The 18,611-nt window shown below is 61.9% G+C and carries 17 protein-coding genes and 1 pseudogene; 13 read left to right on the forward strand and 5 right to left on the reverse strand.

The window, feature by feature from the left end; all coding sequences use genetic code 11:
* Positions 1-138 precede the first annotated feature (138 nt).
* Positions 139-576: a heme-binding protein gene (locus tag E8E95_RS08160; RefSeq protein WP_077522374.1), complete on the forward strand. Its 438-nt coding sequence runs from the start codon at positions 139-141 to the stop codon at positions 574-576.
* Between the two features lie 280 nt (positions 577-856).
* Here E8E95_RS08160 and tatA read toward each other — a convergent pair whose 3' ends face one another.
* Both tatA and lipA read right to left on the reverse strand, forming a co-directional pair.
* Positions 857-1,051 carry a twin-arginine translocase TatA/TatE family subunit gene (tatA, locus tag E8E95_RS08165; protein WP_280349379.1) on the reverse strand — a complete coding sequence of 65 codons (195 nt, stop codon included), beginning with the start codon at positions 1,049-1,051 and terminating at the stop codon, positions 857-859.
* 20 nt (positions 1,052-1,071) lie between these two features.
* The gene (gene lipA / locus E8E95_RS08170) at positions 1,072-2,049 is read right to left on the reverse strand and encodes a lipoyl synthase (protein ID WP_280349380.1); all 978 of its coding nucleotides are present in this window, start codon (positions 2,047-2,049) and stop codon (positions 1,072-1,074) included.
* Between the two features lie 260 nt (positions 2,050-2,309).
* On the opposite strand from lipA, the gene E8E95_RS08175 reads away from it, so the two are divergent.
* A complete protein-coding gene (locus E8E95_RS08175; RefSeq protein WP_044872449.1) occupies positions 2,310-2,861 on the forward strand; it encodes a VOC family protein in 552 nt (183 codons plus the stop codon).
* Positions 2,862-2,920: 59 nt separating this feature from the next.
* Here the strand turns inward: E8E95_RS08175 and E8E95_RS08180 are convergent, their stop codons facing one another.
* Positions 2,921-4,870 carry a sigma-54-dependent Fis family transcriptional regulator gene (locus E8E95_RS08180; protein ID WP_280349381.1) on the reverse strand — a complete coding sequence of 650 codons (1,950 nt, stop codon included), beginning with the start codon at positions 4,868-4,870 and terminating at the stop codon, positions 2,921-2,923.
* Positions 4,871-5,200: 330 nt separating this feature from the next.
* Here E8E95_RS08180 and E8E95_RS08185 point away from each other — a divergent pair, with 330 nt between their 5' ends.
* The 9 genes from E8E95_RS08185 to E8E95_RS08225 all read left to right on the forward strand — a co-directional run bounded on the left by E8E95_RS08185 (position 5,201) and on the right by E8E95_RS08225 (position 13,493).
* Positions 5,201-6,124 carry a transporter gene (locus tag E8E95_RS08185; protein ID WP_280349382.1) on the forward strand — a complete coding sequence of 308 codons (924 nt, stop codon included), beginning with the start codon at positions 5,201-5,203 and terminating at the stop codon, positions 6,122-6,124.
* A 353-nt stretch (positions 6,125-6,477) separates the two neighbouring features.
* Positions 6,478-6,996 (forward strand): transcriptional initiation protein Tat, encoded by a 519-nt coding sequence (locus E8E95_RS08190; RefSeq protein ID WP_280349383.1) that lies wholly within the window; start codon positions 6,478-6,480, stop codon positions 6,994-6,996.
* A 51-nt stretch (positions 6,997-7,047) separates the two neighbouring features.
* The gene (locus tag E8E95_RS08195; RefSeq protein ID WP_280349384.1) at positions 7,048-8,628 is read left to right on the forward strand and encodes a GMC family oxidoreductase; all 1,581 of its coding nucleotides are present in this window, start codon (positions 7,048-7,050) and stop codon (positions 8,626-8,628) included.
* 12 nt (positions 8,629-8,640) lie between these two features.
* Positions 8,641-9,630: a thiamine pyrophosphate-dependent dehydrogenase E1 component subunit alpha gene (locus E8E95_RS08200; RefSeq protein WP_280349385.1), complete on the forward strand. Its 990-nt coding sequence runs from the start codon at positions 8,641-8,643 to the stop codon at positions 9,628-9,630.
* Between the two features lie 56 nt (positions 9,631-9,686).
* Positions 9,687-10,766 carry a 2,3-butanediol dehydrogenase gene (locus E8E95_RS08205; protein WP_280349437.1) on the forward strand — a complete coding sequence of 360 codons (1,080 nt, stop codon included), beginning with the start codon at positions 9,687-9,689 and terminating at the stop codon, positions 10,764-10,766.
* Positions 10,767-10,790: 24 nt separating this feature from the next.
* Positions 10,791-11,816 carry an alpha-ketoacid dehydrogenase subunit beta gene (locus E8E95_RS08210; RefSeq protein ID WP_190832110.1) on the forward strand — a complete coding sequence of 342 codons (1,026 nt, stop codon included), beginning with the start codon at positions 10,791-10,793 and terminating at the stop codon, positions 11,814-11,816.
* A 4-nt stretch (positions 11,817-11,820) separates the two neighbouring features.
* Complete coding sequence (locus E8E95_RS08215) at positions 11,821-12,054, forward strand: lipoyl domain-containing protein (RefSeq protein WP_044872454.1); 234 nt, start codon at positions 11,821-11,823, stop codon at positions 12,052-12,054.
* A gap of 3 nt (positions 12,055-12,057) precedes the next feature.
* Complete coding sequence (locus E8E95_RS08220) at positions 12,058-12,762, forward strand: 2-oxo acid dehydrogenase subunit E2 (RefSeq protein WP_280349386.1); 705 nt, start codon at positions 12,058-12,060, stop codon at positions 12,760-12,762.
* On the forward strand, positions 12,759-13,493 hold the full coding sequence (locus E8E95_RS08225) for a lipoate--protein ligase family protein (protein WP_280349387.1): 735 nt from the start codon (positions 12,759-12,761) through the stop codon (positions 13,491-13,493). Before E8E95_RS08220 ends, E8E95_RS08225 begins: the two co-directional genes overlap by 4 nt.
* A 145-nt stretch (positions 13,494-13,638) precedes the next feature.
* Here E8E95_RS08225 and E8E95_RS08230 read toward each other — a convergent pair.
* A pseudogene (locus tag E8E95_RS08230) lies at positions 13,639-13,927 on the reverse strand (hypothetical protein); the annotation flags it as partial.
* Between the two features lie 305 nt (positions 13,928-14,232).
* Between E8E95_RS08230 and E8E95_RS08235 the strand changes: the two are divergent.
* On the forward strand, positions 14,233-15,141 hold the full coding sequence (locus tag E8E95_RS08235) for a LysR substrate-binding domain-containing protein (RefSeq protein WP_280349388.1): 909 nt from the start codon (positions 14,233-14,235) through the stop codon (positions 15,139-15,141).
* Between the two features lie 161 nt (positions 15,142-15,302).
* Here E8E95_RS08235 and E8E95_RS08240 read toward each other — a convergent pair whose 3' ends face one another.
* Complete coding sequence (locus E8E95_RS08240; protein WP_280349389.1) at positions 15,303-17,009, reverse strand: BCCT family transporter; 1,707 nt, start codon at positions 17,007-17,009, stop codon at positions 15,303-15,305.
* A 407-nt stretch (positions 17,010-17,416) separates the two neighbouring features.
* Here E8E95_RS08240 and E8E95_RS08245 point away from each other — a divergent pair, with 407 nt between their 5' ends.
* Complete coding sequence (locus tag E8E95_RS08245; RefSeq protein WP_280349390.1) at positions 17,417-18,604, forward strand: aromatic ring-hydroxylating dioxygenase subunit alpha; 1,188 nt, start codon at positions 17,417-17,419, stop codon at positions 18,602-18,604.
* Positions 18,605-18,611: the final 7 nt, after the last annotated feature.

Below are 18,611 nucleotides of genomic sequence, written 5' to 3' on the forward strand. Positions count from 1 at the left end.
GCGTATGGAGCCCCAGGTGCCGGGCTACGACCCCTACAAGGTGAGCGACTTCAACACCGTCAAATGGGCCGAGCTGCATACCCGGCAGCGTGCGGTGGCGGCTGGCAAGCGTCCCGTCCCGGCGCGGGGATGACCGGCATGCGCAGACTCACTCTGGAACTGGCCTCGCTGATGGTCGATGCCGCTCTCGCCGAAGGCCGGCGGCTGGCCCTGCAGCCCCTGTGCGTGGCAGTGCTGGATTCCGGCGGGCACCCGCTGGCGCTCAAGCGCGACGAGCGCGCCAGTCTGCTGCGGCCGCAGATCGCCAGCGGCAAGGCGGCGTCGGTGCTCGGCATGGGCTTCGGTGGCCGCGAACTGGCGCGCCGCGCGGCGGCGATGCCGGCTTTCTTCAACGCCCTGAGCGACCTGGCCGGTGGGCAGATGCTGCCGGTGCCGGGGGGCGTGCTGGTGCGCAATGGCGGCGGCGAGATCCTCGGCGCCATCGGCATCAGCGGCGACACCTCCGACAATGACGAACGCTGCGCCATCGCCGGTGTGCTGGCGGCGCACCTGGTGCCGGATACCGGCGAGTCCTGATCTGCCTGGCTAGCTGTACGACTCCAGCGAGACTGACGCTATGGCCTGCAGAGACGCGCGTGTTCGTTGATCTGCTGGTCGAACATAGCCGCGAGCAAAGGTTGGCACAGCGCTTCGACGCCAGGCACTAATTTGGGAGGTTTATGCCGGACGAGAGGCCTCAGGTGGGGAGGAGCGCTTCTCACCGGAATCAGCCAGTCCCGAATGGCAGCCATAGCTAAAAGCAGACATTAGCGACACTCATGGATAGTTTTTCATGCAATGGTTTCCGGGGGGCGGGCTAACTCTCATCCTGGCCGCGAGAAGAAACCATCGGCATGATTTCATTCGTGTCCGTGGCGTCTGTCATCGATCGGCGAAAACCCTTGATCGATTCACCCAGGTCACCGCCGAGGTGCCGCAGACGCTTACCGCCAAATAGCACCAGAGCGATCAGCAGAATGACTGCCCAGTGCTTCCAATCGAAAATGCCCATTTGCAGTTCTCCTCTCCAGGTCAAGTGATCTTGTGCCCGTGAGCCTGCCGGTCCGCGTGGTACGAAGAACGCACCAGGGGACCTGCCGCCACGTTCGAAAAGCCCATCTCGGCGCCCAGTTCGGCGAACCGCGCGAAGGTGTCGGGGTGGACGAAGCGTTGCACCGGCAGGTGGTTGCGCGACGGCTGCAGGTACTGGCCAAGGGTGAGCATGTCGATGTCGTGTTCGCGCATGCGCTGCATGACGTCGATCACTTCGTCGTCGGTCTCGCCCAGGCCCAGCATCAGGCCGGACTTGGTCGGTACCTGGGGCACGCGCTTCTTGAAGTTCTCCAGCAGGTCCAGTGACCACTCGAAGGCAGAGCCCGGACGCACAGCCTTGTAGAGGCGTGGCACGGTTTCCAGGTTGTGGTTGAACACATCCGGTGGCTCCTGCTCGGTGATGGCGAGCGCCACGTCCATGCGTCCACGATAGTCCGGCACCAGGGTTTCCAGCTGGACGCCGGGGGACAGCTTGCGGATCTCGCGCAAGCAATCGACGAAGTGCTGGGCACCGCCGTCGCGCAGGTCGTCGCGGTCCACCGAGGTGATCACCACGTACTTGAGATGCAGATCGGCGATGGCGATGGCCAGGTTCGTCGGCTCATCGGCATCCAGCGGCTTTGGCCGGCCATGGCCGACGTCGCAGAAGGGGCAGCGACGGGTGCAGATGTCACCCATGATCATGAAGGTGGCGGTACCGCCGGAGAAGCACTCGCCCAGGTTCGGGCAGGAGGCTTCCTCGCAAACGCTGTGCAGCTTGTGCTTGCGCAGCAGTTGCTTGATGCGTTCCACCTCGGGAGACACCGGGATGCGCACGCGGATCCAGTCCGGTTTCTTCGGCAGTTCTTCGGTCGGGATTATCTTCACCGGAATACGCGCGACCTTCTCGGCGCCGCGTAATTTCACTCCGGCCTGCACGCTCCTCGGCCCAAACTCTGTGTGTCGAGACTCCACCATTGATCTCCATCGTTCAGAACAGGTCGATACGTCTTAGGCAAGAGCCGGGCCAGCTTGTGCAAGGCCGATTGGCGGGGGCGGGGGCCATGAAATGACATCGTTGTAACACCTTACAGTTGTAAAGATCTTTACACCGCCAAGGCTGTCAGTAAGCGCGACTATCTTCTAAATCAATAGGTTAGCTTTTGGTATCGAGTGTGCATTGGGGAGTCTGGTAGCGCCGAGCTACCGAGTCTCCAACAACAACAATCGAGGCCCTCATGACCCAAAATTACAATCCGAATGGCGCTCTGCCCGGAATGCGCGGGATGCAACATATCGGCATCACAGTGCCAAACCTTTCAGAGGCCGTTGCCTTCTTCGTCGAGGTGCTTGGCTGCGAGCCATACTTCACGTTCGGTGAGTTCCGTTTTGAAGACGACTGGATGGAGCGGCATCTCAACGTGCATCCGCGAGCAGCCATTCGCGACTTCCAGATGGTTCGCTGTGGCAATGGCACCAACCTGGAGATTTTCGAATACTCGGCGCCAGACCAGAATCGCCGGTTGCCCCGTAACAGTGATGTCGGTGGACACCATCTGGCGTTCTATGTTGACGATATGGCGGCTGCGGTCGACTACCTCAAGTCTCGTGGCGTACAGGTATTGGATACTCCATCGACCTTCACCGAAGGCCCAGCCAAAGGACTGACGTGGGTGTACTTTCTGGCGCCCTGGGGTCTGCAGCTGGAACTGGTCAGCTTCCCCGATGGGATGGGCTATGAGAGAGGATTGACGCGTCTTTTGTGGGATCCGCGCACGCCTGAACACTGATTCGGCTCAATGGCCCGGCCGGCCCCGCGTGGGGTCGGCAGGGCACTTGAGGTCATCGTTCAGCTGTCCAGGGCGTTGGGCGGAACGATGTGATGAAGTTTCATCCAGCGATATAGGGTCGGGCGCGACATACCCAACTCACGCGCCGCAGCGCTGACATTCCAGCGCTGTCGGCGCAAGCAATCTTCGATTGCACGCCCATGGGAGGTCTGCTGCTCTTGGCCCGGAAGAGAACTCATGACCGGCCTTGGATTGACGCTCGGCAGGCATTCTTCGGGCAGGTCGTTGACCGTGATTTCATCCGTCTCGGCAGTGGCCAGGGCAAATTGCAGCGCATTGCGTAACTCGCGAATATTGCCTGGCCAGGCGTAGCCGAGGAGAGCACTCATGGCGTCGCCCCGGATTCGAGCGGGACGTTGGCGTTGATCACAGAGCTCTCTGAATATGCGTTCTATCAGGTAATTCTTGTCGGCCCGTTCGCGCAGTGCCGGCAGGCGCAAGATTGCGCCATTGAGGCGGTAGTAGAGGTCTTCGCGGAACTCGCTTTGTTCGATCATTTGCCGCAGGTCGCGGTGACTCGCCGCGATGACACGGATATCGACCTTGATCGGCTTCTCGCCGCCCAGCGGCATCACTTCCTGCTCGGCAAGCACGCGCAGCAGCCGTGTCTGCAGGTGCAGTGGCATGTCACCGATTTCATCCAGGAAGAGCGTACCGCCATCGGCTTGCTGGATCAGTCCTCGCATACCCTTGCTGCGTGCCCCAGTGAAGGTGCCGGGTTGGTAACCGAAGAGTTCGCTCTCGATCAATGATTCGGGCATCGCAGCGCAGTTGATGGCGACGAAGGGGGCTTTCCGCCTGTTGCTGCTGTCGTGCAAGGCGCGGGCAAGGCGTTCTTTGCCTGTACCGGTTTCGCCATTGAGCAGTACGTTCAGCGGCTCGCTGCACAGTCGCTTGGCACGTGCCAGCATTTTGCGCATGACAGGGTCGTCGTCGGCCAACTCGTCCAGTGGGCAGCTTTCCTGATTTGTGCGCTGGGCCTGAGGGGCAGCAGGCGCACGGCTGGGCTCCATCAATGCGGCAAAGAACAGGGCGTTCTGTCGGTGGGTGCGGAAGGCTCGTACTTGGTCTGGACTGGCGTGAGGAATGCTGAAGATATCTTCAGGCACGCAGTCGAACAGATCCTGGATGCCAATCCTTCTTGCCAGAGCCGACGGTCGCTCCGCCAACTGCAGGCCACAATCGCCGAGCAACCCCCGGGCCGCGGTGTTGGCTGCCAGAAGACTGCCGTCCCCAGCAAGCGCTAACAGGTACTGGCGATTGATCAGGACGAACTCGCGGGATCGGTCGAAGCAGAGGATGTGCGCTTCACGGTAGCGACGCAGGAAGTAGGCATCTTCGATCATCCGCGCGTACTGCTTGACCAGTTGCAGGGCAAATAGCTGCGAGTCCTTGGACGGCGGCGATTTCAATGCCGAGATATCAAGCACCGCCAACAGCTGCCCCTGGGGATTGAAGATGGGGACGGCAGTACAGGTCAGCGCGACGTGGTGAGCGCTGAAATGGTCATGATGGTGGCAGGTCAGCGGCTGCTGCTCCTTGATGCAGGTTCCCACTGCGCAGGTCCCGGCATGATCCTCACTCCAGTCGGCACCCAGATAAAGACCGGTTTTGCGATGTGCCGCTTCATCCAGCGGATCACCGAGAAACTGTACGGTGATGCCCCGGTTGTCGGTGAGGAGTATGACGTAGCCGAGTTCGGCGATGTGCCGGTACAACTGCTCGACACCGGCCCGCGCCACATTGATCAGCTCGTCTGCATGGTCCTGGTGCTCTCGCAGTACCTGACGCGGGACGAAACGCGGAGGCGCTGGCTTTGCCGGATCCAGGCCGTAATCCTGGATACAGCGTTTCCAGGAGCGGGTGATGATGGATTCGTGCCCAGCACCGTCACTGGCGTAGGACAGCACGGTGTCGATATGCAGGCTGGGGGTCGAAATGATGCTCATGCGGCCTCCCGGACTCGAGGGTGAGGCGCCCGAGATCCGTGACGATCTTGTTCTTGTTGACCGGTTGCACAGGGAGCTGCCTGGCACCGGTGCAATCACCTTACGAGTTTAGCCCTCCGACGTCACCTGCCCGTTAGTCGAGGTCAGGCGCCTCTTTCTTACACCTGTAATACCCCGAACACTCGAAGGAGAGCATCAGGCTTTCTGCTCGTGGCTGAGAAATCCTTTTGATTCAGGGTCTTGAAGGATAATCCAACGGTTTGGCACGCATTCTGCGCCGCGCTACCCCGGCCCCCACCGGGGTACTACAACAAGAAACGAGGATGCTCGATGCTGCCTTACCTGCAACGGACCAGCCTGACTGGTCCCTCGTCACTCGACAACCGAACCTGGGCCGCTGCGTGGGGCCTCGTGCTGCTTGCCAGCGGACTCTCCGCAACGTGGCCGGCCAGGGCGTTGGATCTCGATGCCGGTGACTATGTGGCTGCACCTGCCGGCACCACCTTGGGCCTGCTCTACCTGCAAGGAGCCGAGCGTGATCGGCTGTACCGCGCGGGGCACAGCCTACCCGACGCGCCGGGGCTGGACTCGGAGATCGGGATATTGCGCCTGGTCCACTATTCCGACATCGGAGGCTTTCGCGTGGCGCCTCAAGTGCTGCTGCCATTCGGGCGCCTGGACGGACGCCAGGGCTTGGGCGACTCCAGTGGCCTGGCCGATCCGATCCTTGCCATGCCTCTCTGGCTGATCAATGAACCGGAGCGTCGCCGCTACTTGGGCATCACTCCCTATCTGTTCCTGCCCTTGGGCGAGTACGACGCCGATGACGATCTCAACCTGGGCGAGAACCGCTGGAAGCTGAACGTGCAGGCCGCCTACGTTACCGGGCTGACCGAAAACCTCTCTCTGGACCTGGCCGCCGATGTCATGTTTTACGGGCGCAACAACCATTACGGCAGCGGCCGCTGGACCCAGCGGCAGAAACCCAGCTACCAGTACCAAGGCTTCCTGCGCTACCAGTTGACCCCGCAGGCGGACGTGCGCGCCGGCCTGTCGTGGCTCGATGGCGGCGCTAGCCGCGTCGATGACCTTCAACTGGATGACCGCCAGGAGACCGGCAAGTGGAACCTTGGCTTCTCCTGGTTTTTCCTGCCGAAGACTCAGGTCGCGGCCACCTATGGGCGGGACTTCGCAGTGGAGAACGGCTTTCGCGAAGAGCACAGGCTGAACATACGCCTGATGCAGGTGTTCTGAACGGTCTGGACGGTCCGTTCTCTTGGGGCCCACGGGCCCCTTTTTTACGGGTTCTTCTCGTGGGTCAGGGGAAGCATCCATGACACCAATTTGACTTCCATGCGGCTGTAAACCGTTTGGAAGGATGCTTACAGGTGTAAAGCCGTCGCTTTACAGATCCTGCTTCCAAGACATCTGGCGCTCTTTGGATAAAACCTCATAAAAACAAATGGTTAGGGATGAGTCCCTGCGTTGGCACACAAGCTGCTCCATGGCTATCGAGGGGCCGAAAAGGCACCCGGACGAATAACAACAACGTCGGCCACACCTGTTCCCACCTTGCAGGCGTGCCGGCAATAGCCTGGAGCTCTGCCATGCATGACTCTTCTTCCCTGAGCGGTCCCCTGAGCCGCCGACGCTTCCTCAGCCTATCGGGTCAGTCCGCGCTGATCATCGGCGCCACCGCCGTCGCCGGCCAGCTCATCCCGGTCAAAGTCCTCGCCGACGACGTGCTGCCCCAGCTGCCCGCCGGTCTGCTGCGCATGGGCCGCGACATCTATCCCCACGACCGCCTCGGCGATGCGCCCTACGCCAAGTCGCTGTTCGAGCTGGTTGGCAAGAAGCCGGACCTGGTCCGTGAAGGCATCAACGCGTTGCAGGCCCGCGCCCGAGCCGTGCATGACCGAGCCTTCGAAGACATCGCCAACGAAGACGACCGCGTTGCGCTGTTGCGCGAGATCGAAACCACCCCCTTCTTCCGTGAAACCCGCAGCGCGCTGATGTTCGGCCTCTACGACAACAAGACCCTGTTCCCTCTGTTCGGCTACGAGGGCTCGTCGGTGGAGAAGGGCGGTTACATCGCGCGTGGCTTCAACGACCTCGATTGGCTCTGAGCGGCCACTCCCTTCGCGGCTCCATCCATTCCAACAATGAGGGTTAACCCCATGGCAGCGAAATTCTCCCAGGACGACAGCGACGTCGTCGTCATCATCGGTTCGGGCGCCGGCGGCGGCACGCTGGCCCACGCCCTGGCCCGGCAAGGTATCCGTACCGTGGTGCTGGAAGCTGGCAAGCGTTACGAGATGTCCGACATCGAGAACGATGAGTGGGCCATGTTCAACAAGATTTCCTGGCTCGACAAACGTATCGCCACCGGCGGCTGGGACGTGGCGCGCAACCATCCGAATCTGCCGGCCTGGATCGTCAAGGCGGTCGGCGGCAGTTCGGTGCACTGGGCCGGCGTCGCCCTGCGCTTTCGCGATTTTGAGTTCCGCATGCGTACCGAGAATGGCGATATCAAGGGCGCCAACATGCTGGACTGGCCGATCAGCTATGAGGAGCTGGAGCCCTGGTACGTCAAGGCCGAGAAGCACATGGGGGTGACCGGTCCGAGCACCGGGATGCCGTACCACCAGTGGCACAACTCCTTCAAGGTGCTGGCCGCCGGGGCCCAGCGCATCGGCTACAAGGAAATCCAGTCTGGACCGATGGCGATCAACACCCAGCCGTACGACAGCCGGCCGGGTTGCATGCAGATCGGCTTCTGCATGCAGGGCTGCCGCATCGGCGCCAAGTGGTCGACTCTCTACACCGACATCCCCCGCGCTGAGGCCACCGGCAACTGCGAGGTGCGTCCGCAGAGCATGGCGCTGCGTATCGAGCACGACGCCCGCGGCCGGGTCACCGGGGTGGTCTACGCCGACGCCCAGGGCCGCCAACAACGGCAGAAGGCCAGAGTGGTGTGCGTGGCCGGCAACTCCATCGAGTCGCCGCGCCTGCTGCTCAACTCGGAATCCTCGATGTTCAAGGATGGCCTGGCCAACTCCTCTGGCCAGGTGGGGCGCAACTACATGTGCCACACCACCGCTGGGATCTATGCGGTTCTTCCCAAGCCGGTTCACATGTACAGGGGGACCACCTGCGCCGGGATCATTTCGGACGAGTCCTACAACAATACCTCGCGCGGATTCGTAGGCGGTTACCGGCTGGAAATCCTCTCTCTCGGTCTGCCGTTCATGTCCGCCTTCCTCGACCCGACCCCGCAGGGCTGGGGCCGTGCCTTCACGGCGAAGATGGAGCGCTACGACCACATGTCCGGCGTCTGGCTGTGCGGCGAGGACCTGCCCATGGAGAGCAACCGCATCACCCTCCATGGCACCGAGAAGGATCAGTACGGCCTTCCGATTCCGGTGGTGCACAAGGACGACCATCCCTTCGACAACGCCATGCGCGACCACGGCGTGGAGCAGACCCGCAAGTGCTACGAGGCGGTCGGCGCCACGGAAGTCATCCGCCTGCCGTCCTACCCGGCCAGCCACAACATGGGCACCAACCGCATGAGCGCCAAGGCCGCCGACGGCGTGGTTAACAAGTGGGGCCAGAGCCACGACATCCCCAACCTGTTCGTCTCCGACGGCAGCCAGTTCACCACCAGCGGCGGGCAGAACCCGACGTTGACCATTGTCGCCCTGGCCCTGCGCCAGGCCGAGCACATCGGCTCGCTGATCAATCAGCGCGCCCTCTGAGGAGCCGACTCCATGACCACACCCAGTAACGACCAGCGCCGCTGGATGCTCGAGCAGATGCTCGTCAGCCGCTACCTGGAAGAGTCCATCGAACGCATCTACATGGAAGGCAAGACGCCGGTCTTCAACATGGCCAACGGGCCCATCCCCGGCGAAATGCACTTGTCCAACGGTCAGGAACCTTGCGCCGTGGGTGTCTGCGCCCATCTGGCGGCCGAAGACATCGTCACCGCCACCCATCGTCCGCACCACATAGCCGTGGCCAAGGGCGTCGACCTGGACGAGATGGTCGCCGAAATCTTCGGCAAGAAGACCGGCCTGTCCGGTGGCCGGGGCGGCCACATGCACCTGTTCGACGCCAGGGTGAATTTCTCCTGCTCCGGCATCATTGCCCAAGGCATGGGCCCAGCAGTGGGGGCCGCACTGTCGCGCCAGCTGCAGGGCAAGTCTGGCGTTGCCGTGGCCTATCTGGGCGAAGGCGCTGCGAACCAGGGCGCCTTCCACGAAACGCTGAACCTGGCAGCGCTGTGGAAGCTGCCGGTGGTGTTCGTCATCGAGGACAACGCTTGGGGCATCTCGGTGGCCAAGGCCGCTTCCACCGCCATCGAGCGCAATTACTTGCGTGCCGCTGCCTATGGCATGCCCGGTGTGTTCGTCCCCGGCAACGACGCCGACGCCATATTCGCTGCCGCCGGTGAGGCCATCGCCCGTGCCCGCGCTGGGGAAGGGCCGACCCTGATCGAGATCGAGACCCACCGCCTGGCCGGCCACTTCATGGGCGACGGCGAAACCTACCGCCCGGCCGGCGAGAAGGAGGCGCTGTTGGCCAAGGACCCGATCCCCGCCTACCGCCAGCGCCTGCTGGAGCTGGGTGTGCTGGACGAAATCGCCGCAGCCGACATCGACGAGCGCGCCCGCAGCCGTGTCGATGCCGCCGTGCGGTTCGCCCGCGACAGCGCTTATCCGGCACCGGAAGAAGCTTTGGAAATGGTGTTCGTGTGAACGGAACTCGGCATAACAACGACAAAACGGAGACCGATATGTACCGACAACCAACCATGAAGGCGGCCGTCTGGCACGGCCGTCGCGACATCCGCCTGCAGGATGTCGCCCTCCCGCCGCAACCGCAGGCCGGCTGGGTGCAGATCCGCGTCGAGTGGTGCGGTATCTGCGGCTCGGACCTCCATGAATACCTGGCCGGGCCGGTATTCATTCCCACCGACACAGCCCATCCGCTCACCGGCTTGAAGGGCCAGTGCATCCTCGGCCACGAGTTTTGTGGCGAGATCGTCGCCTTGGGCGAGGGCGTCTCGCATTTCGCCGTGGGCGAGCGCGTCGCCGCCGACGCCTGCCAGCACTGCGGCCAGTGCTGGTTCTGCCAGCAGGGCCAGTACAACCTGTGCGAGAACCTTGCCTTCACCGGGCTGATGAACAACGGCGCCTTTGCCGAACGTGTCAACGTTCCCGCCAACCTGCTGTACCGCTTGCCGGAAGGCTTCCCCACCGAAGCCGGTGCGTTGATTGAGCCCTTGGCGGTGGGCATGCACGCAGTGAAGAAGGCGGGCAGCCTGATCGGCCAGACGGTGGTGGTGGTCGGCGCCGGTACCATCGGACTGTGCACCATCATGTGCGCCCGCGCCGCCGGTGCGGCGCGAATCATCGCCCTGGAAATGTCCACGGCGCGCAAGGCCAAGGCCCTCGAAGTGGGTGCCACTGAAGTCATCGACCCCAGCCAGTGCGACGCCATCGCCGCCGTGCGCGATCTCACCGAGGGCTATGGCGCTGCCGTGTCCTTCGAGTGCATTGGCCACAAGGCCACCGCCAAGCTGGCCATCGATGTCATCCGCAAGGGGGGCCGTTGCGTGATGGTGGGCATCTTCGAGGAACCCAGCGAATTCAACTTCTTCGAGATAGTCGCCACCGAGAAACAGGTCATAGGCGCGCTGGCCTACAACGGGGAGTTTGCCGATGTGATCGCGCTGATTGCCGACGGTCGCCTGGACGTTACGCCGCTGATCACCGGGCGGATCGAACTTGAACACATCCTCGAACAGGGCTTCGAGGAACTGGTGAACAACAAGGACCAGAACGTGAAGATCATCGTCAGGCCGAGCGCGCCTGCCGCTGCCCGTCACTGATCCCATAGACGGAGGAATCGAGAAATGTCCGCAGCGATCAAAGAACGCAAACTCACCATCGCCCGCGCCATGGCCGAGGCGGTGGCCCAGGAAATGCGCCTCGACCCGCGCGTGTTCGTAATGGGCGAGGATATCGGCCAGCTCGGCGGGGTGTTCGGCAATACCCGTGGCCTGCACGAAGAGTTCGGGAGCGCGCGCATCCGCGACACGCCGATTTCAGAAACCGCATTTATCGGTGCCGCCGTGGGTGCGGCTTCCGACGGCATGCGGCCAATCGTCGAACTGATGTTCGTCGACTTCTTCGGCGTGTGCATGGACGCCATCTACAACCTGATGGCGAAGAACACCTACTTCTCCGGCGGCAAGGTCAGCGTGCCCATGGTGCTGATGGCCTCCACTGGCGCCGGCTACTCGGACGCCGGCCAGCACTCCCAGTGCCTCTACGGCACCTTCGCGCACCTACCGGGGATGAAGGTGGTGGTGCCGAGCAACGCCTATGACGCCAAGGGTCTGATGACCGCCGCCATCCGCGATGACAACCCGGTGATCTACCTGTTCCACAAGGCCCTGCAGGGCATGGGCTGGCTGGGTACGGAGAAGGGCGCCACGGTGGCGGTGCCGGAAGCCCCCTATACGGTGGAGATCGGCAAGGCGAAGACCGTGCGTGAGGGCCGCGACGTCAGCATCGTCAGCCTCGGCGCCGGTGTGCACCACGCACTGCGCGCCGCCCAGCAACTGGAGCAGCAGGGCGTCAGCGCTGAAGTGGTGGACCTGCGCAGTCTTGTGCCGCTGGACCGCGAGCACGTCATCGAGTCGGTGCGCAAGACCGGGCGGCTGATTGTGGTCGACGAGGACTACCACAGCTTCGGTGTCAGCGGCGAAATCATCGCCAGCGTCGTCGAGCACGATATCGGCATGCTCAAGGCGCGGCCGCAGCGTGTCGCCTTCCCCGATATCCCGATTCCCTTCACCCCACCCATGGAACAGTGGGCACTGCCTTCCGCCGCCAAGATCGTCGCGGCCTACCAAAACCTGAAGAACGAGGAATAACACCATGTCTAACCCAATCCTGATTCCAACCGACCTCTGGGAAGGCGATGCCGAAGCCGTGATCACCTCCTGGCTGGTCAGTGACGGCGCCGAAGTTGGCCAGGGCGACCTGGTGGCCGAGATCATGTCTGAAAAGGCGCAATTCGAGATCGAGGCTCCGGCTTCCGGTTTGCTTAAGATCCTTGAAGAAGAAGACGCGGTGGTCGGCAAGGGCGCGACCATCGGATTGGTGGAGTGAGCCATGGGGCAAATGCAGACTCCAGCTGCCTGTACCGGTAGCACCGTGCCCTTGAAAGGCATGCGCAAAATGATCGCTGCGAAGATGAGCGAGAGCCTGCAGACCGCAGCACAACTCACTCACCATGCCGAGTGCGAACTGACTGCCCTTCAGGCTAAAAGAGCGAATCTGAAGGCTGCGGGTAGCGTGGTGTCGCTCCAGGACCTGCTGCTGTTCGAGATTGTACGAACCCTGAAGGACCATCCGGGACTCAATGCGACCCTGACGGATAATCAGATCACGCGGCACGGTTCGGTGCATTTGGGGTTGGCGATCCCGCTGCCGGACGATCTCCTGGTGGCGCCTGCACTGTTCGATGCCGATCAGCTGGATGCGGAGGGCCTGGCGCTGGCACGCCGGGCCCTGGTGGACAAGGCACTGTCCGGAAAACTCTCGGTGAAGGAGCTAACGGGTGCCACGGTGACCGTGACCAACCTGGGGCTGTCGCGGGTGCGTTTTTTCACCCCCATTCTCAATGTTCCCCAGGTGGCCATTATCGGGCTAGGAGGCGTCCAGCGTCGTCTACAACGGGACACCGATGGTTCTTTGGTGGAGCGCGATTTCATGGGGCTTTCGCTGACCTTCGATCACCGGGCTGTCAACGGCGCACCTGCCGCGGACTTCATCGATGATCTGTGCCAGCGAATCGAAGGAGGCGAGCTGTCATGAGCCAGATCTGGCGTGTCAGTGTCGAGGCTGGCCTGGAAGCTGAGCGGCAGCTGTTCGACCGTGTGCACGCCGGCGAGGAAGAGTGGGGCGTGTTGTTATGGCGGCCCTCTGATTCCGCCTTGGTCATGCCCCGCAGGCTGAGCCGGCTTCCGGGGTTCATGGCGGCAGACATCAGCTGTGCCGCGCTGGGCTGGCCCATCGCATTGCGAGACACCGGTGGCGAACCGGTACCGCAGTCGCCTGCGGTGCTCAATGTGGCCTTGGCCTACGTCGTGCCGCTGGAGGAAGACGAACAGTCGCGGATAGAGGCTGCCTACCTGCGACTGTGTGAACCCATCTGCCAGTGGTTGAGCGGCATGGGGCTGATACCTGGTCTCGGGGAGGTTCCCGGCGCATTCTGTGACGGTCGGTTCAACGTGACCTTGGGGCGCCGCAAGCTGGTGGGAACCGCGCAACGTTGGCGGCGGCGTGCAGCAGATAATCGCCTGGTGGTGCTGGTTCATGGCGCAATCCTGTTCGAGGACCAGCGAGAGGCCATGGTCGATGTGGTCAATCGCTTCTACCAGAGCTGCGGTCTGGAGCAACGATGTCGATCCGCCAGCCACGTGTCTCTGGATGAGTGGTTGGCTCCGGTGTGGCAAGAAGCGAAAAGCCTCGCTGACTGGTTTGAAGCTCCTTGGGAGGCATGGTTACCCGACAAGGGGGCTGGCAATCAGATAGCTTTCTGCTGATCCGTCGCCTGGTTTCCAAGCAAAGCACAATCCTCTAAAGACGTTCCTGTCGTAGTGGGCGCAAGGAAGCGCCTGCTATGGGCCCCGGCCATGTATAAACGGCGCCGGTAGCGGACATCAGGCTGTTGGGCTGTTTCCTTGGTCCTCAGAGCCATCTGGGCGCGTGGTGCATCGAACTTCGTCGTGCCACTAATTTGGACCGCCGCGCGATGCAGCGCCGCCGATGGGGGATCGCTGTCATCAGCACCCTTTTGAACCTGTAGGCGAGCACATGTAGTTTCATTTCGGTGCTCGCCGGATCTAGCGCTCTGGTGAGGGAGTGTTGCGCGCATCCAGGCCTGCAATTTACCGAATGGATGCTCCACTGTCTGGCGGCGTATCCGCACTATGTCCGAGGCCTTATCCAGACGTTGCTGCATTGCGCTAGAAACGGAAACGGTGGTGTGCACCAAGTTTCTTCTTCGCCGAAAACATCCTTGATCGAGCGGCAGCTTATGGCCGGAAACTGCACGTCAGTAGCACCCATTCGTCAACGTTCGCTTCCGGTCGGAAGAGGACCTTCGCAAGTGCCCGCGGCCGATCTTGTGGCTGAGGTCCGACGCGTGGCCGTCTGCACCTCGTGCAGACACGGGTACGCATAAAAAATGGAAGTAACTCGGTGTTGCTTTGCACCGTAACTGGCTTCAGACCACTAAGATGATGCGACTCGACAGAATAAGAATGAGTGGTCGTAAACGCCGTGAAAATCCAGCCTCTTCCACCTCTGAACAGCCTGCTCGCCTTTGAATCCGCTGCCCGTCATTTGAGTTTTACCCTTGCCGCCAAGGAACTGAACGTCACCCAGGGTGCGATCAGTCGCCAGATCCGGTTACTGGAAGATTATCTCGGCAAGACGCTGTTCGAGAGGACCACCCGAAGCATCGCGTTGACGCCGACAGGTACCCAGTACCACGAGACGGTACGTGACTGCCTGCTTCACCTGGCCCGCTCCACAGGTGAAATCCGGCAATGGCGAGGGGACCAGCAAGTGACGGTGGCCACCAGCACGGCCATGGCATCGCTCTGGCTCTTGCCCAAGGTTGCGGAGTTTCAAAGTCAGCACGAGGAGATCGACCTGCGCATCATCGCGCTCGATCATGTGAAGGACTACGCCCGGCTAGATTGCGATCTGGCGCTCTACTACTGCAGCACGCCGCCCAAGGACATGGAGGTCACGCCGCTTTTCTCGGAAGAGATCTATCTGGTCTGCAGCCCTGCCTACCTGGCGAAGAACCCCCGGCTCTCATCCATCGAAGGGCTGTCTTCCTGCACCTGGCTATGGCTTGAGGACTCGCAGCGCGACTGGATCGGCTGGCCTGAGTGGTTCAAGCGCCTGGGGCATGAGCCGGTCATTCCGAAGCATCGGGTCAATATCAACAGCTACAGCATGCTGATCCAGTCAGCCGCTAGCGGCCAGGGTGTGGCGCTCGCCTGGAACCGGCTGGTAGATGAACCGTTGAGCACCGGCGCGCTGGTACGGCCGAACGATCTGGTGCTGCAGACAGACGCCAAGTTCTGCTTGCTGGAGCCGCTCAATACCCGTGGGCCACGACACAGCGTAAAGCTGTTCCGCGACTGGCTCATGGGGCTCCCCTCGGTGCAGGGATAAAGAGACGGTTGCTGCTGGCGGTGCGCGGATCGGCTTTGCGGATGCCGGAACGACCAGGGCCGTCAGCTTGTGGCTGACGGCCCTGGTGCTGTCAGGTGGCTAGTGGCGCTTGCGGTTGATTGCGTACAGCCAACCGTAGCGGCGCCACAGGTTTGCCAATGTCAGCTGGCTCTTCGTGCGGTCAATGAAGTGGCCGCTACAGCCCCGCCCAGTACCGGTCCGCGAAGTTGCGAGACACCCTCCTGGGAATGTTCCTGAACCGGTAGACGGCCACCCGGGGGTAGGTCGTGTTGGCCGTTGAACGACTCCTGGCGCAGGCTGCGAACCAGGGTGTAGCTCATTACCATCATCAGGATTGCGATTGGCAGGCCGACCACGATGCTCGCCATCTGGATGGCCTTGAGCCCGCCCGCCAGGAGCAGTCCGGCGGCAACGGCGCCTTCGAGAATGCACCAGAGCAGCCTGATCCAGTTGGGCGGGTTGGTGCTTCCCAGCGCGTTCAGGGTGCAGAGCACCTGAGTGCCCGCATCGGCGGTGGTGACGAAGTGCACGGCCAGGAGCAGGCACACGAGTATGGAGAGCGCGCCACCGACCACCGGGCCGTCCAGCTTCTCCAGCAAGGTGAACATGGCCGCCGTCGCTTCCTTCTTGGTCGCCAGGAGCACGGAGCCGCCTTCGAACTTCGCCTGTTCCTGCACGAGCTCAGTGCTTGCGGCCGATTTCTCGTACTGCTGGCGCTCGGTTTGTTCCTGCTTGAGTGCCGCTCCGCCGAAGACCGACATCCAGAGAATCGTCACCAGCGTGGGCACTACCAGGGCGCCGACGATGAGCTCCCGAATGGTGCGTCCTTTGGAAATTCGCGCGATGAACAGGCCCACGAACGGCCCCCAGGTCATCCACCACGGCCAGTAGAAGGCGGTCCACCAGTTCTGCCATTCGGTGTCTTTCTGGGTATCCATCCAGAGGCTCAGACCGACCAGGTTCTGCACATAGTCCCCGGTGGATTCGAACATGAGATTGAGGATGTAACGGGTCGGTCCGAGGGCGAGGACGATCAGCATCAGTACGAAGGAGATGTACATGTTGAGCGTTGAAATCCGCTTCATCCCTTTCGACAGGCCCGCGAGGAGGGAGACGGAGGCGATGATGGTGACCCCCAGGATGATGGACAGCTGGAGCACGGTGCTGATGGGCAAGCCGAACACCAGGTGAAGCCCGGTATTGATTTGCGCCACACCCAGGCCGAGGGACTGGGACACGCCGAACGCCGTGATGGCGACGCCCATGATGTCCACGACATGGCCGATCCAGCCGTAGATGCGGTCGCCGATGAGGGGATACAGCAGGGAGCGCAGCGCCAGGGGCAAACCCTTGCGATAGGCGAAGTAGGCCAGGCTCAGGCCGATCAGGGAGAAGATCGCCCAGGGGTGCAGGCCCCAATGGAACAGGGTAATCCGCATGGCCATGCTCGCGGCTTCATCTGTCAGCCCCTTGGAAAAGGGGTTGTCGGCGTAGTGCAGCATTGGCTCGGCGACGGACCAGAAGATCAGGCCGATGCCCATCCCGGCGCTGAAAAGCATGGCGATCCAGGAACCGAAGCTGAACTCGGGTTCGTCGTCGTGGGCACCGAGTTTCAAGGTTCCGAAACGGCTGATGGAGATCCAGATCAGGAGGCCGAGGGCACCGCTCACCAGTGCCAGGTAATACCACTTGAAGTTGTTCAGGATGAAGGTTGACGCCGATTCGAAGGCTTCGGCCGCTTGCTCGTCCATGAGCGCGCAGAACAGTACGAATAGCACCACGGTTGCTATCGAGATCAGGGTTACGGTCGGGTTTAGGCCTTTGAGAGGGCCGGACTCTGCACGCATGTTTGTCCCCTTTTATTTTTGTTCAAGGGTTTGAGGGCTTTGCTCGTTGAAGCGGGGTTTGCCACCGGCTTTTGCCTGTGGCCACCGCTCCAGCGCAGGGCGTTCTCGAATCATTCGAGATCCGAGAAGTGGCATCAAAATGGGGGAAGCCTTTCACGCGGACAACTCATTTCTCCTCATCAACTTATTACCAGTAATCATTAATCGGATTGCCCGCTATGACTGCTTACAAGCCACTGAATATGTGGGCTTTGTTTGATATTGAGGTTTTCTAATTAATGAGCAAAAGTAATTAATCAGCCAAAAAATATCGTTTGTCGACTGCTCCGTCTCTTGCCGAAACTCGCCGCCATGCAGCAGGCCCATCGGCTGCGCATTTCCTTCCGTGCTAGCAAGAGAGAACAACAATGACTTCGACTGCTCCCTGCCTTATTCCGACCCATGCCCTGGAAACCGTCCTGGCTCCCATCCATCAGGCGCACGGCCTGACCAACGAGTTCTACACCGAGCAGCGCTACTTCGAACTGGAGCGGGACCACGTGCTCGGCCGCAACTGGGCCTGCATTGGTTTTGCCAGCGACCTGCCGAAGAACAGCTATGTGAAGCCGGTGGACTTCATGGGCCTGCCGCTGCTGATGATGCGCAACCGAGAAGGTGTGGTTCAGGTCTTCCACAACGTCTGCAGCCATCGCGGCGTGAAGCTGGTGCAACAGGCGGGCGAAGTGCAGGGCGTGATCCGCTGCCCCTACCACTCCTGGACCTATGACCTGAACGGTGGCCTGAAAGGCACGCCGCACGTCGGCGGGATCAACCAGCACAAGGACGAACGCTTCGCCTGCGAGAAACACGGCCTGAAGGCCCTGCGCAGCGCGATCTGGATGGACATGGTGTTCATCAACCTGTCCGCCGACGCGCCGGACCTGGAAGAGCAGCTCGCGCCGCTGACCGAGCGCTGGACCCAGTTCCTCGGCACCGACGGCATGGGCCTGCTGCGTCGCGAGGCCAACAGCGGCGCCATGAGCATCGAGGTCAACTGCAACTGGAAGCTGGCGGTGGAGAACTACTGCGAGGCCTACCACCTGCCGTGGGTACACCCGAGCCTGAACAGCTACTCGCGTCTGGAAGACCACTACAACATCATGTTCGACCAGTTCGCCGGCCAGGGCAGCCACGCCTACAACCTGTCCGATGTCGCCGGCACCCACCTGCCGATCTTCCCCTCCTGGCCGACCGACCGCCTGCGCACGGCGGAGTACGTCGCCTTCTTCCCCAACGTCCTGCTGGGCATCCAGGCGGATCACGCCTTCGCCATGATGTTGGAGCCGATCGCACCCGGTAAGACCGTCGAGCACCTGCGTCTGTTCTATGTCGGCGACGAGGCCCTCGACAGCCGCTTCGACATGGCGCGCAAAGCCGTCATGGAGTCCTGGCGCGTGGTCTTCGCCGAGGACATCGCCTCGGTAGAGGGCATGCAGATGGGCCGCAGCTCTCCCGGTTACAACGGCGGTGCGTTCTCGCCCGAAATGGATCTGCCGACCCACTACTTCCACAAGTGGGCCGCCCGCCAGCTGCTCGATAACGCCCACAGCGCCTGAGGAAATC

This window comes from Pseudomonas sp. BN414, assembly GCF_029871275.1.
GTDB lineage: Bacteria > Pseudomonadota > Gammaproteobacteria > Pseudomonadales > Pseudomonadaceae > Metapseudomonas > Metapseudomonas resinovorans_C.

Coding starts and splice junctions, on each gene's coding strand:
- E8E95_RS08160 (WP_077522374.1), top strand. CDS start 139: ATGCGCAGACTCACTCTGGAACTGGCCTCGCTGATGGTCGATGCCGCT.
- tatA (WP_280349379.1), bottom strand. CDS start 1,051: ATGGGCATTTTCGATTGGAAGCACTGGGCAGTCATTCTGCTGATCGCT.
- lipA (WP_280349380.1), bottom strand. CDS start 2,049: ATGGTGGAGTCTCGACACACAGAGTTTGGGCCGAGGAGCGTGCAGGCC.
- E8E95_RS08175 (WP_044872449.1), top strand. CDS start 2,310: ATGACCCAAAATTACAATCCGAATGGCGCTCTGCCCGGAATGCGCGGG.
- E8E95_RS08180 (WP_280349381.1), bottom strand. CDS start 4,870: ATGAGCATCATTTCGACCCCCAGCCTGCATATCGACACCGTGCTGTCC.
- E8E95_RS08185 (WP_280349382.1), top strand. CDS start 5,201: ATGCTGCCTTACCTGCAACGGACCAGCCTGACTGGTCCCTCGTCACTC.
- E8E95_RS08190 (WP_280349383.1), top strand. CDS start 6,478: ATGCATGACTCTTCTTCCCTGAGCGGTCCCCTGAGCCGCCGACGCTTC.
- E8E95_RS08195 (WP_280349384.1), top strand. CDS start 7,048: ATGGCAGCGAAATTCTCCCAGGACGACAGCGACGTCGTCGTCATCATC.
- E8E95_RS08200 (WP_280349385.1), top strand. CDS start 8,641: ATGACCACACCCAGTAACGACCAGCGCCGCTGGATGCTCGAGCAGATG.
- E8E95_RS08205 (WP_280349437.1), top strand. CDS start 9,687: ATGAAGGCGGCCGTCTGGCACGGCCGTCGCGACATCCGCCTGCAGGAT.
- E8E95_RS08210 (WP_190832110.1), top strand. CDS start 10,791: ATGTCCGCAGCGATCAAAGAACGCAAACTCACCATCGCCCGCGCCATG.
- E8E95_RS08215 (WP_044872454.1), top strand. CDS start 11,821: ATGTCTAACCCAATCCTGATTCCAACCGACCTCTGGGAAGGCGATGCC.
- E8E95_RS08220 (WP_280349386.1), top strand. CDS start 12,058: ATGGGGCAAATGCAGACTCCAGCTGCCTGTACCGGTAGCACCGTGCCC.
- E8E95_RS08225 (WP_280349387.1), top strand. CDS start 12,759: ATGAGCCAGATCTGGCGTGTCAGTGTCGAGGCTGGCCTGGAAGCTGAG.
- E8E95_RS08240 (WP_280349389.1), bottom strand. CDS start 17,009: ATGCGTGCAGAGTCCGGCCCTCTCAAAGGCCTAAACCCGACCGTAACC.
- E8E95_RS08245 (WP_280349390.1), top strand. CDS start 17,417: ATGACTTCGACTGCTCCCTGCCTTATTCCGACCCATGCCCTGGAAACC.